At 45.0% G+C, this 19719-nt stretch carries 28 protein-coding genes; 1 reads left to right on the top strand and 27 read right to left on the bottom strand.

Annotated elements, in window-relative coordinates; genetic code table 11:
• Positions 1 to 17: 17 nt before the first annotated feature.
• The 25 genes from V7K53_RS07440 to rplC form a co-directional block, all read right to left on the bottom strand.
• Entirely contained in the window at positions 18 to 965 is a 948-nt protein-coding gene (locus V7K53_RS07440; RefSeq protein ID WP_094349104.1) for a DNA-directed RNA polymerase subunit alpha, read from the bottom strand.
• A 311-nt stretch (positions 966 to 1276) separates the two neighbouring features.
• Positions 1277 to 1672 carry a 30S ribosomal protein S11 gene (gene rpsK / locus V7K53_RS07445; RefSeq protein WP_069070761.1) on the bottom strand — a complete coding sequence of 132 codons (396 nt, stop codon included), beginning with the start codon at positions 1670 to 1672 and terminating at the stop codon, positions 1277 to 1279.
• 54 nt (positions 1673 to 1726) lie between these two features.
• Positions 1727 to 2107: a 30S ribosomal protein S13 gene (gene rpsM / locus V7K53_RS07450; protein ID WP_099101135.1), complete on the bottom strand. Its 381-nt coding sequence runs from the start codon at positions 2105 to 2107 to the stop codon at positions 1727 to 1729.
• Positions 2108 to 2220: 113 nt separating this feature from the next.
• Positions 2221 to 2334: a 50S ribosomal protein L36 gene (gene rpmJ / locus V7K53_RS07455; RefSeq protein ID WP_015129703.1), complete on the bottom strand. Its 114-nt coding sequence runs from the start codon at positions 2332 to 2334 to the stop codon at positions 2221 to 2223.
• 117 nt (positions 2335 to 2451) lie between these two features.
• On the bottom strand, positions 2452 to 2676 hold the full coding sequence (infA, locus tag V7K53_RS07460) for a translation initiation factor IF-1 (RefSeq protein WP_006276978.1): 225 nt from the start codon (positions 2674 to 2676) through the stop codon (positions 2452 to 2454).
• Positions 2677 to 2865: 189 nt separating this feature from the next.
• Positions 2866 to 3420 (bottom strand): adenylate kinase, encoded by a 555-nt coding sequence (locus V7K53_RS07465; RefSeq protein WP_335196944.1) that lies wholly within the window; start codon positions 3418 to 3420, stop codon positions 2866 to 2868.
• A gap of 2 nt (positions 3421 to 3422) precedes the next feature.
• Positions 3423 to 4733: a preprotein translocase subunit SecY gene (gene secY / locus V7K53_RS07470; RefSeq protein WP_292729126.1), complete on the bottom strand. Its 1311-nt coding sequence runs from the start codon at positions 4731 to 4733 to the stop codon at positions 3423 to 3425.
• Positions 4734 to 4807: 74 nt separating this feature from the next.
• Positions 4808 to 5251 (bottom strand): 50S ribosomal protein L15, encoded by a 444-nt coding sequence (rplO, locus tag V7K53_RS07475; protein WP_322672231.1) that lies wholly within the window; start codon positions 5249 to 5251, stop codon positions 4808 to 4810.
• 103 nt (positions 5252 to 5354) lie between these two features.
• Complete coding sequence (gene rpsE / locus V7K53_RS07480; RefSeq protein WP_190891248.1) at positions 5355 to 5882, bottom strand: 30S ribosomal protein S5; 528 nt, start codon at positions 5880 to 5882, stop codon at positions 5355 to 5357.
• Between the two features lie 93 nt (positions 5883 to 5975).
• Positions 5976 to 6338, bottom strand: coding sequence for a 50S ribosomal protein L18 (gene rplR, locus V7K53_RS07485; RefSeq protein WP_292729120.1), 363 nt, complete (start codon positions 6336 to 6338; stop codon positions 5976 to 5978).
• Between the two features lie 2 nt (positions 6339 to 6340).
• The gene (gene rplF, locus V7K53_RS07490; protein WP_322738048.1) at positions 6341 to 6889 is read right to left on the bottom strand and encodes a 50S ribosomal protein L6; all 549 of its coding nucleotides are present in this window, start codon (positions 6887 to 6889) and stop codon (positions 6341 to 6343) included.
• Positions 6890 to 7017: 128 nt separating this feature from the next.
• The gene (rpsH, locus tag V7K53_RS07495) at positions 7018 to 7419 is read right to left on the bottom strand and encodes a 30S ribosomal protein S8 (RefSeq protein WP_094349096.1); all 402 of its coding nucleotides are present in this window, start codon (positions 7417 to 7419) and stop codon (positions 7018 to 7020) included.
• Positions 7420 to 7439: 20 nt separating this feature from the next.
• Positions 7440 to 7988 carry a 50S ribosomal protein L5 gene (gene rplE, locus V7K53_RS07500; protein ID WP_094349095.1) on the bottom strand — a complete coding sequence of 183 codons (549 nt, stop codon included), beginning with the start codon at positions 7986 to 7988 and terminating at the stop codon, positions 7440 to 7442.
• 103 nt (positions 7989 to 8091) lie between these two features.
• Entirely contained in the window at positions 8092 to 8445 is a 354-nt protein-coding gene (gene rplX, locus V7K53_RS07505) for a 50S ribosomal protein L24 (protein ID WP_069070771.1), read from the bottom strand.
• Entirely contained in the window at positions 8445 to 8813 is a 369-nt protein-coding gene (gene rplN, locus V7K53_RS07510) for a 50S ribosomal protein L14 (RefSeq protein WP_099101129.1), read from the bottom strand. The genes rplX and rplN overlap by 1 nt, the downstream gene beginning before the upstream one ends.
• A gap of 46 nt (positions 8814 to 8859) precedes the next feature.
• Complete coding sequence (gene rpsQ / locus V7K53_RS07515; RefSeq protein WP_094349093.1) at positions 8860 to 9108, bottom strand: 30S ribosomal protein S17; 249 nt, start codon at positions 9106 to 9108, stop codon at positions 8860 to 8862.
• Positions 9109 to 9114: 6 nt separating this feature from the next.
• Positions 9115 to 9342 carry a 50S ribosomal protein L29 gene (gene rpmC, locus V7K53_RS07520; protein WP_289799262.1) on the bottom strand — a complete coding sequence of 76 codons (228 nt, stop codon included), beginning with the start codon at positions 9340 to 9342 and terminating at the stop codon, positions 9115 to 9117.
• 3 nt (positions 9343 to 9345) lie between these two features.
• Positions 9346 to 9771: a 50S ribosomal protein L16 gene (gene rplP / locus V7K53_RS07525; RefSeq protein ID WP_012410718.1), complete on the bottom strand. Its 426-nt coding sequence runs from the start codon at positions 9769 to 9771 to the stop codon at positions 9346 to 9348.
• 80 nt (positions 9772 to 9851) lie between these two features.
• Positions 9852 to 10634 carry a 30S ribosomal protein S3 gene (gene rpsC, locus V7K53_RS07530; RefSeq protein WP_094342453.1) on the bottom strand — a complete coding sequence of 261 codons (783 nt, stop codon included), beginning with the start codon at positions 10632 to 10634 and terminating at the stop codon, positions 9852 to 9854.
• 53 nt (positions 10635 to 10687) lie between these two features.
• A complete protein-coding gene (rplV, locus tag V7K53_RS07535) occupies positions 10688 to 11044 on the bottom strand; it encodes a 50S ribosomal protein L22 (RefSeq protein ID WP_069070777.1) in 357 nt (118 codons plus the stop codon).
• Positions 11045 to 11125: 81 nt separating this feature from the next.
• Positions 11126 to 11404: a 30S ribosomal protein S19 gene (gene rpsS / locus V7K53_RS07540; RefSeq protein ID WP_012410721.1), complete on the bottom strand. Its 279-nt coding sequence runs from the start codon at positions 11402 to 11404 to the stop codon at positions 11126 to 11128.
• A gap of 93 nt (positions 11405 to 11497) precedes the next feature.
• On the bottom strand, positions 11498 to 12361 hold the full coding sequence (gene rplB, locus V7K53_RS07545) for a 50S ribosomal protein L2 (protein ID WP_094349090.1): 864 nt from the start codon (positions 12359 to 12361) through the stop codon (positions 11498 to 11500).
• A gap of 99 nt (positions 12362 to 12460) precedes the next feature.
• A complete protein-coding gene (locus tag V7K53_RS07550; protein WP_094349089.1) occupies positions 12461 to 12775 on the bottom strand; it encodes a 50S ribosomal protein L23 in 315 nt (104 codons plus the stop codon).
• Positions 12768 to 13406, bottom strand: a complete 639-nt coding sequence (rplD, locus tag V7K53_RS07555; protein ID WP_289800116.1) for a 50S ribosomal protein L4 — start codon at positions 13404 to 13406, stop codon at positions 12768 to 12770. The genes V7K53_RS07550 and rplD overlap by 8 nt, the downstream gene beginning before the upstream one ends.
• Before the next feature lie 89 nt (positions 13407 to 13495).
• Entirely contained in the window at positions 13496 to 14128 is a 633-nt protein-coding gene (rplC, locus tag V7K53_RS07560) for a 50S ribosomal protein L3 (protein WP_094349087.1), read from the bottom strand.
• A 971-nt stretch (positions 14129 to 15099) separates the two neighbouring features.
• Here rplC and V7K53_RS07565 point away from each other — a divergent pair.
• Positions 15100 to 15576 (top strand): NAD(P)H-quinone oxidoreductase subunit N, encoded by a 477-nt coding sequence (locus V7K53_RS07565; protein WP_335183562.1) that lies wholly within the window; start codon positions 15100 to 15102, stop codon positions 15574 to 15576.
• A gap of 35 nt (positions 15577 to 15611) precedes the next feature.
• On the opposite strand, the gene V7K53_RS07570 is transcribed toward V7K53_RS07565, so the two are convergent.
• Positions 15612 to 16085 carry a GNAT family N-acetyltransferase gene (locus tag V7K53_RS07570; protein WP_335196945.1) on the bottom strand — a complete coding sequence of 158 codons (474 nt, stop codon included), beginning with the start codon at positions 16083 to 16085 and terminating at the stop codon, positions 15612 to 15614.
• A 313-nt stretch (positions 16086 to 16398) separates the two neighbouring features.
• Positions 16399 to 19713 (bottom strand): efflux RND transporter permease subunit, encoded by a 3315-nt coding sequence (locus V7K53_RS07575; RefSeq protein WP_335196946.1) that lies wholly within the window; start codon positions 19711 to 19713, stop codon positions 16399 to 16401.
• Positions 19714 to 19719 lie beyond the last annotated feature (6 nt).

A 19719-nucleotide genomic window follows, 5' to 3' on the forward strand; every position in this document is an offset into this window, starting at 1 on the left:
AATTATGAAGGTTTTTCTTAAGGGTGTTTAGAGCCTCTTTCCATTGGCAGGGTGATGCCCAAGCGTCGCTGCAAAGCTTCCACGACTTCTTCTGCTGACTTCTGCCCAAAGTTCTTAATTTCTAAGAGGTCTTCTTGGGTATAATCCAACAAATCTGCCACAGAGTTAACTTGTGCCCGTTTGAGACAGTTATATGCCCGCACAGAAAGTTGTAACTCTTCGATGGGTATCTGGGCAGTTGGATCGTCTGGAATGTCGGAACCTGTGTCTGTTGGTTCTAGGGAGATGTCTTTCAACGGGTTGAATAAATCTACCAAGATCGCAGCAGCAGAAGATAGTGCTTCTTGAGGGGAAATACTGCCATTTGTCCAAACTTCCAACAATAGTCGGTCTTTTGGAATCAAGCCTTCCCCACGAGATTCTTCAACACTGTAGTTGACTTTTCGCACTGGCATAAATATCGAGTCGATTTGGAGAAAATCCAACGATGTGGCTTCCTCACGTCCTCGCTCTACAGTGCGATAGCCTTTGCCTTTCTCGATCCGAAATTCCATTTCCAGCTTTCCACCCTCAGCGATGGTGGCTACATACTGAGTCTGATCGATGACTTCTACTTCACTGGGCAAATCAAAATGTGCCGCAGTGATTGTTGCTGGACCGCTAACAAGTAATCTACCAATCTGGGGCTGCGAAGAATAGTTTTTGAGGATAACTTCCTTCATTCTCATGAGGATTTCCAGCACATCTTCCCGCACGCCCGGAACTGTGGCGAATTCATGTGAAACGCCCGCAATTCGCACTGCTGTAACTGCTGTACCTTCTAGATTAGACAGTAAAACCCGCCGCAGTGCGTTGCCAACAGTTGTTCCTTGACCGCGTTCTAGAGGTTCCAATACAAATTTACTGTAATGGTTCCGACTTTCTTCGGTATTCGACTCTACACATTCAATTTGAAACTGCGCCACGGATGAGCCTCCCTTTTTCTAAGGTGCTGCTAGCAGACAAATCAATTGCCTCCAGAATTGAATTTATGTCCTGTAGATTATTAGGTTTATCAAACTATTAGTATAAAATTACGGTATAGTTTGACACTCCCATTCAGCTTGCAGGCGCTAATAATATTTTGGGTAGCCCGAAGCTTAACAGCTTTCCCGGCGGGAAAATCTGACACGCTTCTGGTTGCCCAAGCTTTAACTTAATGACAGTTTGAACGTTAAACGCTCAAGCGGTCATTGCTGGCTGTAACTTTTCGTCCTCACTGCCCAAGTTGTGGTATTTAAACTCGACGGCGCTTGGGTGGACGACAACCATTGTGAGGAATCGGGGTAATATCCCGAATCAGTGTAATTTCCAGTCCTGCTCCTTGGAGTGCTCGGATAGCGGTTTCTCTACCTGCTCCTGGTCCACTGACCATTACCTCAATTTGGCGCATTCCTTGATCGATAGCTCGGCGAGCTGCACTTTCAGCTGCGGTTTGTGCTGCAAAGGGAGTTCCCTTTTTTGCTCCCTTAAAACCGCTAGAACCAGCGCTAGCCCAGGAGATGACATCTCCATTTTGATCGGTAATAGTGACAATGCTATTGTTGAAAGTAGACTGGATGTAGGCCATTCCACTGGGTACATTCCGTTTCTGCTTCTTGCTCCCGGTTTTTTTAGTTGGTTGTCTCGCCATACTTGTTTAGTTGATTTAAGGTAAAACTTGCTCGGATTAACAAGCGTTGCAAAATTATTTCCCTGGAGCCTTCTTCTTCCCAGCCACTGTCTGCCTTCTGCCTCTACGGGTTCTGGCATTGGTGCGAGTTCTTTGGCCTCTGACTGGTAAGCCCATGCGATGACGACGACCTCTGTAGGTACCAATGTCAACTAAGCGCTTGATGTTCAAAGACTCCAAGCGCCGCAAGTCGCCTTCAACTTGATAGTTGGTTTCTATTTCCCCTCGTAGGGCTGTTACATCGGCATCACTTAAGTCCTTAACGCGGGTATCTGGGTTCACACCAGTTGTCGCTATAATTTCTTGAGCGCGTGATAATCCAATTCCGTAGATGTAAGTTAGACCGATCTCGACGCGCTTATCGCGTGGAAGGTCTACTCCGGCAATACGTGCCACAATGAACTCTCCCTATTGTTGTCGCAATTACTGTTGGTTGGAAAAACGTGATTAATCGCGTCTTTTCGTTTTAATGATGATATGCGTCCTGCAACTAGCTCTGTTGAAGAGCGTTATCCTTGACGTTGTTTGTGCTTGGGGTTCACGCAAATCACCATAACGCGACCACGACGTTTGATCACGTTACATTTTTCACAAATTTTCTTGACTGAGGCTCTAACTTTCATGCCTTTTATTTTTTGACTCCAAATATAAAATTATAGCATTTCTAGGGAAATTAATCCAGTTAAATGACTAATAAACAGTCAAAAAAATGGTTTTATGGTAAAATTCTCTACATATAGTTACTTCTTGCGTAGTCGATAGGTGATTCTGCCTTTGGTCAAGTCGTAGGGGGTTAACTCCACCTTGACGCGATCGCCGGGCAAAATCTTGATATAATTTCGGCGAATCTTGCCGGAAATGTGTGCTAGCACGTTAAAGCCATTGTCCAAGTCAACGCGAAACATCGCATTGGGCAAGGACTCTGTAACCGTGCCTTCCATTTCAATCAAATCTTGCTTAGACAATTTGTTTTTTCCTCAACTCAACAATTTCGTGTTCAGTTGCAGCGCTTCATCTGCAAGGAAACACATTTTAAGAAATATATCAACAGTTTATTAATATATCTTAGCTAAAATTGATCTTTTTTTTGGTATGGGGTATAGGGCATTGGGCATGGGGCACTTTGTCTCCCTCATGCCCTCCCCCTTTCTTTTTCAGGAAGCGATTACCTTTTGTAGTTCATCAGTGACATCTTCTTGGGACTGATTGCCATTGACTGTTAGGAGTTTTTTGCGATCGCCGTAATAATCAATTAAAGGTGCAGTTTCAGCGCGGTATACTTCTAAACGACGACGAATTACCTCTTCGGTATCATCTTTTCGTCCTCTAGCTAGCAAACGTGCGATGACAATTTCATCTGGTGCATCCAAATTGACTACCCTTTCGCCACCTTGATGTATTGCTTCCAGTAACTTCTCCAGAAAAGCTGCTTGGGTCACTTTCCGGGGAAAACCATCAAGAATCCAACCATTTTTGGCATCTGGTTGATTAAGGCGCTCCTTTACCAAGTCTTCCACTAGCTGGTCGGGTACTAACTCGCCGCTATCAACATAACTTTGAGCTTTAATTCCTAAAGGAGTCTGCTCTTTCATGGCTTGTCTTAATATTTCACCAGTAGAAATGTGGGGAATATTCAAGTGTTCAGCCAAAGTTTGAGCTTGTGTTCCTTTACCCGCTCCAGGTGGCCCCAAGAAGATTAATCGCGTCACTATTATTTCACCATTCCTTCATAGCGCTGAGAGATGACATAAGTTTGGACTTGTTTGGCTGTCTCAATTGCCACACCAACTAAAATCAACAAAGATGTCGCACCGATGCCCCGGAAAGTTTTTACATTCAAAGCGCTTTCTACGGCTGTGGGGATAATAGCGACGAAGCCCAAAAAGATCGCACCCAAGAAAGTTAGTCGGTTGGACACGCGTTCGATATACTCGCTAGTTGCCTTACCGGGACGAATTCCAGGAATACTAGAACCCATTTTCTTCAAGTTCTGCGCCACATCTACCGGGTTGAGAATCAACGAAGAATAGAAGTAGCTGAAGAAAACAATGGAAACCATGTAAACCAAGGCATAGACCCAGGAGCTAGAACCGCTTGGACTCAAATAAGTGTTAACTATATTCGCCAAATCGGCATTTTTAGTAAAATTGGCGATCAGCAGTGGCAAACTGAGGATGGCAGCAGCAAAAATAATTGGCATTACGCCGCCTTGATTTAGCCGCAGTGGCAAATAGCTCCGTTGCTCTGCCAATACTCTTCTACCTACTTGGCGACGAGCCGAAATAATTGGGATGCGGCGCATTCCTTCCTGCACAATCACAATACCAACAATTGTTGCTAGGAAAACTAAGATCAGCACGATCACCCGACCGACTGCTTCCCGACCGCCTACTTGCACCAAGTCGATGGTATCGCCTAAAGCTTTTGGTAATGACGCAACAATGTTGACAAAAATCAACAATGATGCACCATTCCCAATACCCCGTTCTGTAATCAGTTCTGATGCCCACATGACGAACATAGAACCAGCAGTCAGAGCGATCGCAGTTTCAGCGACAAAGATTGGCCCTGGCTTTAAGGCGAATTGCTGGAGGAATAATGCCGAAAAAGCCGTACTTTGAAGAATTGCCCAGACTACAGTGACATAGCGGGTAATTTGCGATATTTTTCGCCGACCTGCTTCGCCTTCATTTTTCTGTAAATTTTCTAAAGATGGAATCGCCGCAGTGAGCAATTGGATGATAATAGACGCATTAATGAAGGGCAAAATTCCTAAAGCAAAGACTCCCAAAGTCGAAAGTCCTCGCCCGGAAAATATATCCAATAAGCCGAATATGGAATTACTGCCCGATATGGCTTCGGCAAATCTTGGTCTATCAATCCCTGGAACGGGTAAGAAAATACCCAGGCGAACCAAAATTAAAATACCGACGGTGACAAGCAGCCTACCTCTGAGGCCAGCTGCCTGCGCCATCTGCATAAAAGTTTCTTGAGCCGTTGGGGCTTTATCTCGACTGATCATAGAGTGCTACCTTTATAGTGAACCAAGCACTGGCAGCGAGTTGGCTTGCATTTAAGTGCGCTGTTCCGGCTCACTCATAAGACTTCACAACTACCACCAGCTGCCTCAATTTTGCTACGAGCTGAACCTGTAAAAGCTGCCGCTTGTACCTTGAGCGGAATGCTCAATTCCCCGTTACCTAAAACTTTCAGTGGCCCCTTGACAGCAGTCAGGATACCTGCGGCTTTCAATGAGGTCAAAGTTACTTCCGTATTCGCGGGAAGGGAGGCTAGCTTCTCTACATTAATCGTAGTGTAAATCCTCTGATTAACAATCGGAAAGCCCTTAAGCTTAGGTAAGCGGCGGTACAATGGCTGTTGACCACCTTCAAAACCTGGCCGGGTACCACTACCAGAACGAGATTTTTGACCCCGCATACCTAGACCAGCACTAGCGCCTTGTCCGGCAGAAATACCTCTAGCTACACGGCGCTTGCGTTTCTTTGAGCCTTTTTGCGGCTTAACATCATGGAGTCTCATAAGTTATCAAGTTCTCATTTGTCGTTTGTCATTTGTCGTTTGTCATTTGTCATTTGTCCTTTGTTATTCACTAATGACTCATGACCAATGACTAATGACTAAATTAGATGTAGAGATTTTGAATAGGAATACCGCGATCTTCGGCGACTTCAGCAAGGGTACGCAGTGTAGATAAGGCATTAACTGCGGCTCTAGCATTATTGAGTGGATTGTTGGAGCCTAGTTGCTTGGCTAAAACGTTACGAACTCCGGCTAATTCCAACACAGTTCGCACAGCACCACCAGCAATTACCCCAGTACCAGGTGCGGCTGGACGCATAATCACTTTTGCACCGCCACCGACACCATCAATCGGATGGGGTATGGAGTTAGATTTGGTGATTGGGATATCAATGAGGTGTTTTTTGCCGTCGGCTACGCCTTTTTTAACGGCACCTATGACATCTGAAGCTTTGCCTACTCCGACTCCAACCTGACCGCGTTCGTTACCAACGACAACGATCGCTCGGAAGCTGAGTTTTTTACCACCTTTGACCACTTTACTTACGCGGCGGATTTGAATAACCCGCTCTTGCCAAGTGGTTTCTTCTTTTTTGGCACGCTTTGTTCTACTTTTACGCTCTGTTGCCATAATTTATGCTCTGGTGAACGTCATTTGTCAGTTGTCATTTGTCATTTGTCCTTTGTCATTTGTCCAATAACTAATGACTAATGACTAATGACTTTAGAAATCTAAACCAGCTTCGCGTGCTGCATCAGCTAGTGCTTTGACACGACCATGATATAAGTTACCACCGCGATCGAAGACTACTTTGGTGATGCCTTTTTCTAGCGATCGCACTGCAATCAACTTACCAACTTGCACAGATGCGTCGCGGTTTGCACATGACGCTAAACTAGATTTCAACTCTGGTTCTACAGTCGATGCAGCCACGATGGTTTGATGCTGAGTATCATCAATCAGCTGGGCATAAATATGCTCATTAGAACGGAATACCGCTAAACGCGGACGTTCTGGGGAGCCAACCACTTTGCCACGAACGCGTCGATGACGACGGTTTTTTGATTCTCTACGAGTAAGTTTCATTTCTACTTCTTACCACCCTTACCAGTCTTACCAGCTTTCCGTCTGACCACTTCACCGGCATAGCGAATGCCTTTACCTTTGTAAGGTTCTGGTGGACGAACGGCACGAATTTTGGCGGCTGTGTTACCGACGATTTCTTTGTCATAGCCGCTAACAATGACGTTAGTGGTACCTTCTACGGCAAACTGAATTCCATCTGGTGGTTCAATTTGCACTTGATGGCTATAACCCATATTCAAAACTAGGTTACGCCCTTGAATTTGTGCCCTGTAACCAACACCTTGAATTTCCAAACGGCGCTGAAAACCTTGGGAAACTCCCTCGACCATGTTGGCAACTAAAGTACGGCTCAAGCCGTGCAATTGCTTCGATGTCCGAGTTTCATCCCGACGATTTACGTGTAATATTTCCCCCTCTTGAGAGAGTGAGACATTATCTCTGAGAGTGCGAGAAAGTTCTCCTTTCGGGCCTTTCACCACAATATTCGTACCATCGATCGCCACTTGAACTTTGGCGGGAATAGTAATTGGACGTTTACCAATACGTGACATGACTTTTTGTCCTTTGTTATTTGTCCTTTGTCCTTTGTCCTTTGTTATTTGTCCTTTGTCCTTTGTATTTCACTAATAACAAATGACTAATGACCAATGACTAATGACTAATGACTAATGACCAATGACTACCAAACGTAACAAAGTACTTCGCCACCCAAGTTCTGACGCCGCGCTTCGCGGTCAGTCATAATGCCACTGGATGTAGAAATAATGGCAATGCCAATGCCGCCTAGTACCCTTGGTAATTCTTTTCGATTTGAATAAACACGCAAGCCAGGCTTACTCACTCGCTTTAAAGCGGTGATCAGAGGCTGACGGTTTTTTCCCTTGTATTTCAGGGAAATCACCAGATTGCGTTTTACCCCTTCTTCTGCTTCTTCGATTTCAGCAATAAAGCCTTCCTCCCGTAGCACTTTGGCAATGCTTCGGGTCAATTTTGTAGCTGGCACTTGTGTAGTTTGATGCCGCGCCAGGTTGGCATTGCGGATGCGCGTCAGCATATCTGCAATTGTGTCGTTAGCCGCCATCGTTCCCTCTATAGATGAACTTATTGATCGCGAAAGGGCATTCCTAATTCTTTAAGTAAGGCGCGTCCCTCTTCGTCGTTTTTTGCTGTGGTGATGATGGAAATATCCATCCCACGCACTTGATCGATGCTGTCGTATTCGACTTCTGGAAAAATTAGTTGTTCTCTCACACCCAAAGTGTAATTACCGCGTCCGTCAAAGCTTTTAGGGCTAACGCCGCGAAAATCTCGAATTCTGGGTAGTGACAGGCTAACTAACCGATCGAAAAAGGCATACATCCGTTCGGCTCTGAGAGTAACCATGATCCCCACAGGCATCCCTTGACGAATCTTAAAGCCAGCGATCGCCTTTTTCGCCCGTGTCACCACTGGTTTTTGACCTGTTACCAGGGCAATTTCGTTAATGGATGCCTCTAGAGACTTCGCATTTTGAGCTGCTTCACCCAAACCTCGGTTAATCGTAACCTTTACCAACTTCGGTACTTGATGAACGTTGGTATATTGAAACTGATTAATCAGTTTGGGGACGATTGTCTCTTGATATAAGGTTTTGAGTCTTGTTGTCGGCATAGTTTTTTGTCCTGATATCCCTGGGCTTGGTCAGGGAAGCTTTAATTTTTGATTTTAGATTTTTGATTAAATTTAAAATCTAAAATCTCAAGTTGACTAATTCTTATTTATCGAGAATTTCGCCGGTTTTCTTGAGTTTTCTGACCTTTTTGCCTTCTGAGGTAAAGGTGTAACCAACACGACTGGCAACGTTTTGCTTGGTGGAATAAAGCATTACGTTGGAGCTATGAATCGGGAATTCTTGGGTAATAATTCGCCCTGATTCCCCTTCTTGCTGAGGTTTGACGTGCTTGGTTTTAATGTTGACACCTTTGACGATAACTTTACTCAGTTGGGGAAGTGCCTGAGTAATTTCGCCAACTTTTCCTTTGTCTTTGCCAGCAATCACTTGTACGGTGTCGCCAGTTTTGACGTGCATTTTGTGGAATACTTTGGGCGTACCCTGTTTGGTTGCCATTAAAGCACCTCCGGAGCCAGAGAAACAATTTTAGTAAAGTTTTTATCGCGCAGTTCCCGTGCAACTGGGCCAAAAACCCGTGTGCCTCTGGGATTACCGTCTTTGTTGATGATTACAGCAGCGTTATCATCAAAGCGAATACTCATGCCGCTGTCACGATTTACAGCTTTTCGAGTCCTGACAATTACTGCTTCCACCACATCAGACTTTTTTACAGCCATGTTGGGTGTAGCATCTTTGACAACTGCAATAATTTTATCGCCGATAAAACCATAACGGCGGTTGCCTCCGCCTAAGATGCGGATGCACATTAGTTTACGGGCGCCGCTATTATCTGCGACATTCAGGTAAGTCTGGGGTTGAATCACAATTATTCTCCCTTGTAATGTTGTTAGTTGCTAACAACGATGAGGTTTAAGTAGGCTTGACGTTCAGGACTTCTGTGATTTTCCAGCGCTTGGTTTTACTCAGGGGTCTTGTTTCCTGAATGCGAACGCGATCGCCTACTTTACACTGATTTTCTTCGTCGTGAACTTTATATCGTTGGGTGTTAACCACAATCTTGCCGTACTTGGGGTGAGGAGCGCGGTTTTCTATGGCGACTACCACAGTTTTTTGCATTTTATCGCTCACTACCAAGCCAACTCGTTCTTTAACTGCCATAATCTCCTACTTTGCTTCTTTTGCCGATTGACTTGCTGCCCGTTTGCGTTCTGTTTCTAGCGTCAGCAGTTGGGCTAGGCGGTGGCGCAATTGTCGAAACTGGTGGGGCTTTTCTAGTTGTCTGGTGGCTTTTTGCAAGCGCAACTGAAATAGTTGTCTTTTGATCGCGACAATTTCATCAGAGAGCTTCTCGTCGCTTAATTCTCTAGCTTCTGAAATCTTGGGAAGAGGCATAAGCTACTCCTGCTCCTGTGGTTGAGAGCGCACTATAAACTTAGTTTTGATGGGCAGTTTAAATGAAGCCAAACGCATCGCTTCACGAGCGATTTCTTCAGAAACTCCACCGATTTCAAACAAAATTCGTCCTGGCTTGACTACAGCTACCCAAAACTCTGGATTACCTTTACCGGAACCCATCCGGGTTTCAGCAGGACGCATGGTTACAGGTTTATCAGGGAAAATCCGAATCCAGATTTGTCCACCCCGACGAATATAACGAGTCATTGCCCGACGGGAAGCCTCGATTTGACGTGAGGTAATCCAAGCAGGTTCTTGTGCTTGGAGTGCAAAATCACCGAAGTTGAGGGTACTACCACGGGTGGCTAGTCCTTCCATCCGTCCCCGCTGTTGTTTGCGGAATTTAGTTCTTCTTGGGCTTAACATGGTTTGTCATTTGTCATTTGTCATTTGCCATCTGTCATTTGCCATCTGCCATTTACTAATGACTAATGACTAATGACGATTTATCCTTCATTTGAGCGGTCTTCAAATTGCTGGCGACGACGTTGTTGTTGACGGCGACGGGGTTCCCGGTCGCGATCTCGTGGATCACGTTCGCGATCGCGGCTTGCTGGTGGTAGTGGATCTGGTTCCTGTCCAGGAATAATTTCTCCCTTAAACACCCATACTTTGATACCCAAAATGCCGTAAACAGTTTTTGCGGTGCAATAAGAGTAGTCAATGTCAGCCCGTAAGGTATGTAAAGGTACTCTACCTTCACGAGTCCACTCTGTCCGGGCAATTTCCGCACCGTTGAGGCGACCGCTAACTTGGATTTTAATACCTTGGACACCAGCACGTTGAGCGCGTTGAATCGATTGCCGCACTACCCGCCGAAAGGAAACCCGACGTTCCAATTGTTGAGCAATGTATTCGGCAATTAGGTAGGCATCAGCATCAACTCGTTGAACTTCAACTACGTTAATACGAATTTGACGATTACTACCCAACAATCCTTGGAGTCCGGTACGTAAAGATTCAATACCTTGTCCACCACGACCTACTACAACACCAGGTCTAGCTGTGCGCACTTCTAAGTCGATTTGGTCAGCTTTGCGCTCAATCCGCACTTCGGAAATTCCGGCGTTGTTTTGAGCCTGTCTACCCAGCTTTTGTTCTATATATTGACGGAGTTTGTAATCTTCTTGGAGAAGTTCTGGATAGCGATCAGGAACAGCAAACCAACGGGATTGATGTTCATGTGTAATACCCAGGCGAAAACCAACTGGATGAATCTTCTGTCCCACGAATGCTTCCTCTAAAATTTCTTACTTTACGCAATTTATTCGTGTAAACGTGCTTATTTTTCTGGGGCGGCTGCAACAGCCACAGTAATATGACACGTCGGCTTGCGAATTTGGTAAGCTCGACCTTGCGCTCTTGGCTGGAACCGCTTTAACGGCGGTCCTTGATCGGCATAAGCTTGAGTAATCACTAGTTGAGTCCGATCTAACCCAGCGTTGTGTTCGGCATTAGCAGCAGCGCTTCTGAGAACCTTCAAGATGGGTTCAGTGGCGCGATAGGGCATGAATTCCAGGATGATTAACGCTTCTCGGTAAGATCGCCCGCGGATTTGATCGAGTACCCGACGCACCTTGTAGGCCGAGATGCGGATAAAACGAGCGATCGCTTTTACTTCAGTAGTATTAGTAGCCATAATTTTCTCCAATTTTGTCATTTGTCATTTGTCATTTGTCACTTGTCTTTAGCTAATGACTAATGACGTAATAACTAATAACTACCTACCTGCTTTTTTGTCGCTTTTTCCATGACCCCTGTAGGTGCGTGTCGGGGCAAATTCACCCAACTTATGTCCTACCATCTGTTCATTGACAAAAACGGGAACGTGTTGGCGTCCGTTGTGAACAGCTATGGTATGTCCTACCATTAGGGGCAAAATTGTCGAAGCTCGTGACCAAGTTTTAATAACTTCTTTTCTGTTGTTGTCGTTGAGCTTTTCAATTTTCTTTAGGAGATGATCCGCAACGAAAGGACCTTTTTTTAGAGAACGACCCATAGTTCAATTTTGGATTTAGGATTTAGGATTTAGGAGTAAGGAGTTAGGAGTTAATAAGTTAGATTCAACTCATAACTCATAACTTCTAACTCTTTAAGATTCACGACCACCGCGACCGCGTTTAGAAGACTTACGACGACGACGCACAATCAACTTGCTGCTAAGTTTCTTGCGATTGCGTGTCTTCGCGCCCAATGTGGGTTTACCCCAAGGTGTAACAGGCCCCGATCTACCGATAGGCGCTCTACCTTCACCACCACCATGTGGGTGATCCACTGGGTTCATGACGCTACCTCTAACCTTAGGACGGCGACCTTTCCAGCGATTTCGTCCGGCTTTACCTGCACTCAGGTTTCTCGCATCGGTGTTGCCTACTTGCCCAATGGTGGCGTAGCACTCACGCCGAATCAAGCGGACTTCTCCTGAAGGCAACTTGAGAGTCACGTAATTACCTTCTTTGGCCACGACTTGGGCGCTAGCACCAGCAGCACGTACAATTTGACCACCTTTACCAGGAGTGAATTCTACGTTGTGAACACTAGTACCTAAGGGAATCTTCCAGAGTGGTAAGGCATTACCATCTTCAAAGGGAGAATCAGGCCCAGAAACAATTATTGTTCCAACTTTCAACCCGTTAGGGTGAAGGATGTACCGTTTTTCGCCGTCTTGGTAATACAAAAGGGCAATTCTGGCGTTGCGGTTAGGATCGTATTCAATTGCTGCGACTTTTGCCGGAATATTATGTTTATCCCTTTTAAAATCGATGATCCGATAAAGCTGTTTATGTCCGCCACCCCGGCGACGACTAGTAATCCGTCCGTGATTATTCCGACCTTTAGCGCGATGCTTCGAGGTTGTTAAGGATTTTTCTGGCTCGGTTCTGGTAATTTCCGCGAAGTCAGAAATTGTAACTTGGCGAGTGCTGGGGGTATAAGGGCGATAAGAACGAGTACCCATATTTTTAAGTGCTGAGTGCTGAGTGCTGAGTATCGAGTGTTGAGTGTTGAGTTTTGAGTTCAGTAACTCTTAACTCCTAACTCCTAACTCACAACTTTTTTAGACTTCTGGGAATAGAACTTGTCTAATCTTGTCTTCATCCCCAGGTGCGACGGTAACAATGGCTCGCTTATATTGGGGTTTATAACCAATAAATTTACCAACGCGCCGCTTTTTGCGCGGTGGTAAGATGGTGTTGACTTTTACAACCTTGACCTGAAACAAGTCTTCGATCGCAGCCTTAATTTCTGGCTTTGATGCTTTTGGAATTACTTCAAAGGTGTACTTGTTTTGCTCCATCAAGATGGTCGCTTTCTCGGTGACGATTGGGCGACGTACTAAGTCGGCAAGGTCGCGGGGGTCAAAGCTAGGCACTGTAGACCTCCTGAATTTTTTCTAGGGCTGATGCCGTAACTACAATTTTGTCAGCGTGCAGTAAATCAAAAACATTTAGCTGGTCGGCTGCAATTAGTTTTAAATTTTCAATGTTGCGGGCTGATAAATAAACGTTATCTGTATCCGCAATTTCAGACAAAATTAACAGTGCCTTGCTTTCTGGTACTATTCCCCAACGGGCAAGCGCTGCCACTAATTCTTTAGTCTTCGGGCGAGATAGCTCGGTGCTAAATTCTTCTACTACGATCAAGTCGTCAATACGACCGACAAATGCTGTCCGCAGTGCTAAACGTCGCTCTTTGCGGTTCAATTTAAGGTCGAAGTCTCTAGGCTTTGGCCCAAAGATCACACCACCACCACGCCACAATGGTGAACGAATAGACCCTGCACGAGCGCGACCAGTACCTTTTTGCCGCCAAGGTTTACGACCGCCACCTCTGACTTCAGCACGAGTTTTTGTGCTGGCATTTCCTTGACGAGCATTAGTCAATTGCCGTACTAAGGCGCGGTGCACAATATGAGACGCTGTTCCTTCTTTGGCAACGCGCAACTCGAAGGTCGTCTCGCCGACCTGTTCTCCTTGCCAATTTTTAACTACGCTTTCAACCATCTTTGTTATCTGTCCTTTGTCATTTGTCATTTGTCATTTGTCTTTTGTCCTTAGCCAATGACTACTGACTACTGACTAATGACTTTTGACTATCCCACTGTTTTTGCAGGCACAACACTTACTAGAGCGCCTGGTTTACCAGGAATAGCTCCCTTAATTAGCAATAAGTTGCGTTCTGGGTCAACTCGCACTATGGTCAGTTTGCGGATTGTAATACGTTTTCCACCCAAACGACCTGCCATCCGCTTACCTGGATAGACACGACCTGGTGTTGTACCAGCACCAATAGAACCGGGTGCTCTGTGGTTTTTGGAACCGTGTGACATTGGCCCGCGACCAAAGTTGTTGCGCTTCTGGTTTCCCGCAAAGCCGCGACCGATGCTTGTACCGACGACATCGACAATTTGACCAGCGCTAAAAATATCTGCTTTAATCTCTTGACCTAAAGCATAATCACTAGAGCTATCGGTGTGATATTCATTTAAGTGACGCAATGCTGGGGCAGATGATTTAGCCAAATGACCCAGTAGTGGTCTGTTTAGTGCCTTGGGTTTGACTTCGCCATAACCAACTTGAATGGCAAAGTAACCGTCGGTTTCTTTCGTTTTAACTTGTGTAACGGTGCATGGCCCTGCTTGAATGACAGTTACAGGAATAGATACTCCTGCTTCGTCAAATATTTGAGTCATGCCCAGCTTGGTGCCGAGAATACCTACAGACACAGTAACTGGTTCTCCTTTCTACTTGCTGACCTTGGAATTGTATTCTAGAGGACACGCTTTGTACGCATCAGTTTAGGCTGGGTTAGCCTGCGAAATTTGGAATGGTTTTAATAAACCGCTCCAAATGCTTTCGGACACAACAAACCGTGTCCTTACTGCTTGGTGAATCTGTTTAGCTTCACTCATTAGATCGCTAGAACAGCCACAAGTCTCTTCCCGTTGGGAAGGAGTAACTTCTGGAATCAATGCAAGGCGCTACAGCTTTAAGCTGTGTGCAGCAATGCTTTAGTCCAAGCAATTGCTCTGGCACTTTCTGGAGGCAGCGCTGTCGGCGGGTTTTCCGATTTTTACACGCCCGAAGGGCGGCTTCCCGGAGATTGGCTACTGCCGTGTTGCAGTTGGACTTAAGCGGTTATTACCGCCCAGTATCCGTTAACTGAGACTGACGTAATGCCATGAAACCAACATTGCTGCTCAGTTTTACTTCCTTAAACACCTTAAACTATTGTTTAAGTTTTTGCCTGCTTTTTTGGAGGCACAGGAGTAAACGTACCTTGGAGCTTAGGATTAACTTTAGTTATTCTTCCATAAGCTCTAATGTTGACCTGAAAGCTTTCTTAGTTTACCAGTCTACGATCGCTCTGAGTTAGATTATCCAATTTGGATTAAGTCATCAGTTTTTGATGCTAACACTACCTCAGAATGACAGTAAAAAGTCAACCCAATTTGCGTTTTTGGTCACAATCTAATAATATAAATTATTTATTTATGTTTGTCCAGTAATTTATAGAGCTATTTTTAGGGAATGGGGAATAAGCAAGGGAGCAGAGAATAGGGTACAGGTTACAGGGTACAGATTATCACCTGTCACCTCTCCCCTAATCCCAATGCCCAATACCCAAAAAAATGCTTTTAATCTATCGGTTCAGGGTAAATAATAGAGATATCTAAGTGGGATAAGACGAAAATCTATGGCACTAATTACCACTGGCAACGGTTTAATCCGCGATCTGGAAAAGTTTGGCGCTCTGGGAGTGTATGTACCTCTGGAAGGGGGTTATGAAGGTCGATATCAGCGCCGACTACGGGCAGCTGGCTATACTACCCTCCACATTACTGCTAAAGGACTGGGTGACGTAGCTGCGTATCTCACAAGAATTCATGGAGTCAGACCTCCTCATCTTGGGAAAAAAAGCACTGGTAGTGGTGCAGCAGTAGGTCATGTGTACTATTTGCCGCCAATTCTCAATTCTCATTTAGAACAGCTACCACCAAAGTCTAAGGGGCTGGTCTTGTGGATTATTGAGGGGCATATTCTTTCTAATGAGGAACTTGAGTATTTAACGAATTTGCCTCAGCTAGAACCACGAGTGAAAGTAGTTATTGAGAGAGGTGGCGATCGCTCTTTCCGTTGGACTTCTCTAGAAAAAACTCTGTTAGCTAGTTAGTCCTTTGTCATTAGTCATTAGTCATAAACAAATGACTAATGACTCAATTCAATCAGCATTTCAATAATGCTGAATCGAAAACCACAAGATGCAAATAACCGCCGTGAAGCCTCGTTAGCAATTGCTGTATCTAGACGAATTTGCTTGACGCCCATCTGATGAAAGCGTTCAATACTTAGCATTAACATCTGCCGCGCAATTCCGTTTTGGCGATATTCCGGCTCGACCCAGATATCATGAATAAAAGCAAATTCCTGTAACCGATAAATTGGTATTTCTTGCTCAACTGTTGCTACTAGAAACCCTACAATTTGCCCTTCATTTTCGGATACTAGAAATACACTGCGATCGCTATTTGCCAAACGCGTCAACCATTGCTCGTAACGCTGTTCTGGATGGGGTAGAAAACCATACTTGGCGGAATCCCAAGACTCATGCAAAGCACAAATTTTGGCAACCATTGGTAAAACTGCGGGTACGTCAGCTATTGTGGCGGGGCGGATCAGCATAAGCTTTGAAGCACAAAAAGCACAAACAAGAAAGAATGCCTTGTAGTGAGATATTAGTTTTTATTCATTTACTCAGCTAAGACTATCGTTTTGTTGACCCTGAGCGTCATAAACTTTGGAAAACTTTGTTTTTAGCATTCGGGAATGGGCTGGCTTGGTTAGAACAGGGATGATATCTAAGTGGATATCTGAAATGGTTATAAGGTTGAGAAACTATGGTAAACGTTTCTCTATTTATAACCACCCCAGAAACAAACAGCGATCGCGATCGCCAGTAAAATCGGTATTGCGCTATGTGCAACTTAAATGCTCATTAGCTGATAAGTTTTTTCGTAACTCCACGCAACCGGATTAACACTGGCTTTGCCCAATTTCCACCTAGCAAATCGTGCAGCAGAATATAAAAACAGGGGATGATAAATAGTGTCAGCATCGTTGCGATCGCCATCCCAAAGAAAACTACAATCCCTAAGGGCTGCAAAAACTCAGAACCTTCGCCAATACCTAATGCTAAAGGAAACAGTCCCAAGATAGTGGTGACTGTAGTCATGATAATTGGGCGCAGGCGTTGAGGAGCAGCTTTCATGATGGCAACTTGGCGAGTACAACCTTCTTCATCCCGAATTTGGTTTGCAAGTTCCACCATTAGAATCCCTGCGTTCACCACAATTCCCACCAACAGGACGACACCAACAATTACAGTTGCGCCAATTGCAGTTTGGGTAATGTAAAGTCCAAAAATTCCCCCAGCTAACGCTAGTGGTACGGTGAACATAATTACCAATGGGTCAATTAGCGAATTGTATTGCACCGCCATAACGACAAAGATTAAGAACGTCGCCAACGCTCCTAAAGTCTTTAAAGCATCTTGAAGTTGCTGATTAGTTTCTTGAGCAGAACTAGGCACAATGGAAACGCCATCAGGTAAGTCTACATCTTGGAGTACCTCGTTGACTTCTGCGATCGCTTCACCAAGACTAGCTCCCTCGCTGAGATTACCTGCCACAATAAAAGCTTGGCGCTGATTAATCCGTTGCACTTCACCAGGCGCTTGACCTTCTTGAATGTTCGCCACATCTGAAAGGCGGATTAGTTGATTGTTTTCTGTAAATAGCGGTAATTGCTCTAGTTGGGAAGGACGCTGAATCGCTTCTTTATTTAGCTGCACCCGCACATCAACTAAACGATTACCGCGTTGAATTTGCGTGGGAACTGAACCTTCAATTGCTGTTTGAACTGTTGCACCAATTTGTTGAGCGCTCAACCCTAAAGCTGAAACTCTCTCCCAGTCAGGGCGAATTTGGATTTCGGGTTGTCGGGGGTCGGCATCTGGTCGGAATGTCGCTAATTTTGCCCTTTCTTGCAATGCTTGCAGCACTTGTGCGCCTGCTTGCGTTAAGTTTTCTTCATTCTCACCTTGCAAAATCACGTCAACTTCTGACCCTTGCACTGGAGAATTACTCAAGATTAAACCCCGCACCTGACCAGGATTGAGGCGTAGCAGAATTCCTGCTAAGTTGAGTTTGTTAAATTCCTGAGTTACTTTTTTGACGAAGGCTTCGACATCTGTGCCTGGTTTTAAATTGATGGTGCTACTGGCACGTAAAGGATTCTCTGTAGTATTGCTACCAAACAAAGAACCACCCACAGTTGTGAAAGCAGACTCGGTTTCTGGTTGTTTGAGCAAAATGTCATCGACAATTTGCATAACTTTTTCAGAAGTTGCTAAAGGTGTACCGGGAGGAAACTGCGCTCTCAAGTTAGCTTGACCGGTACTGATGCGGGGTAAAATTTCTTGAGAAATTTGACCAAACATGAAGAAACTACTGCCGCCTAAAATTACCAAAGCAGCAGTTACTACAAGGAGACGATAGCGTAAAACCTTGGTTAAGAAGTTACTATATCCCCGCGTAGCATCTTCAAATCGGTGATTAAACTGTCTAAGCAGCCAAAATTCACTGATTCGACTAGACCAGCGAATTCCCAAGAGTCGAGAAGACAGCATCGGTACGACTGTGATCGCGACGACAAGGGAAGCTGCGACTGCGAAGCTAATTGTCAGAATCAGTTCATTAAATAGCAGTGCAATAAAGCCGCCAATTAAGAGGAATGGCACTACAGAAACTAAGTTGGCTCCTGTAGCAGCAACTAAAGCAGATTCTACTTCTTGGGAAGCTGCGATCGCACTATCAATAAAAAATCTTGAATTTCTCCCCTTCCCCTCTGCTCCTCTGCTCCCCTGCTCCCCTGCCTCCATCTCTCTCTGATTGGGAGTCATCCCTGTTTTTTCGGAAATGTTCTCCAAGATCACAACCGATGTATCAATTGCTTGACCGACTCCTAATGTCAGACCTGCCAAACTAAAAACATTCAAGGTTAAACCAAATATTCTCATTAAAGCGATCGCTGCCAGAGTACACAGCGGAATCGTCAAACTGATAATAAATGTTTGCCTGAAAGATCCCAAAAATAACAACACTGCTGCTGCTGCTAACAATGCCCCAGAAATCCCTGAAAAGATGACATCATTTAAAGAATTGCGGATGAAGACAGATTCATCTGTGGTGGGACTCAAGGTCATGTCTGCCGGAATTAAACCTGATTGCCGTAATTGTTCAATTCGCCGCTTAACAGCATCTACAACTGTAATTGTGTTAGCTTCTGGCTGCTTTTGAATTGAAAATTTTACCGCAGGCTGACGGTTGAGGTAAACAAATACTCGTTGTTCTTCTGTATCGTCAATTACCTCTGCAAAGTCTCGCAAGTAGACGCGGCGGGAAGGTGCAGGAGTAGTAGTGGTAGTGCTAGTAGTATTACTACTATTAGTGGTATTAGCACTAGTAGGAGAAGAAACTTCCAAGGAAAGGTTTTCAATTTCCTTGGCATTTTGGAAACGTCCTACAGTCCGAGTTAATGGCTCGGAATTTTGCCCCAGAATCCGACCACCAGACGTATCTTGGTTACGGGCTGTTAATTCATCTAAGACATCATTTAACCCTACACCCAAAGCTTGCAATCGGTTTAAGTCAACAAGTACCCGTACTTCCTCCTCTGCACCACCAGATACATCAACAGAAGCGACTCCCGGTACTACACTGAGTTCACGGTTTAACTCTTCATCAGCAAATACGCGTAAATCTTTACCTGGCAAGGAAGCAGATGTCAGCGCCAATTCGTAAACCGGCAATTGAGAAGGATCGACTTTGAATAAGCGCGGCTCCTCTATCGTATCTGGCAGTTGTCCTCGACCTCGGTTAAAAGCAGCAGTAGCATCGTTTAGGGCTTGGTCAATATCGCCCCCTGGTTGGAAGTATAAATCGAGGCTTACCTGTCCCTCACGAGTCCGGGAAAAAACTTGTACTACATTCTCGGTTGCTGCTAAAGCTTCTTCTAAGGGTCTGGTGATTTCATCTACTGCTACTTCTGGTGAAATACCAGGGGCTTCTAGCCGCACCCCTATTCGGGGATAGGTAATTGATGGTAGAAGATCGACTTGGATCGTTGTGAGAAAAAATACCCCAATGACAATTACTGCCACGGTGAGCATGAGTGTGCCAATGTGTTGGCGGATAGCGATCGCACTAAGGCTAAATCCGCCATTGCCATTATTATTGTTTGCCTGTTGCATGATACT

Origin of the sequence: Nostoc sp. (genome assembly GCF_036917355.1) — a bacterium.
Taxonomy (GTDB): domain Bacteria; phylum Cyanobacteriota; class Cyanobacteriia; order Cyanobacteriales; family Nostocaceae; genus Nostoc.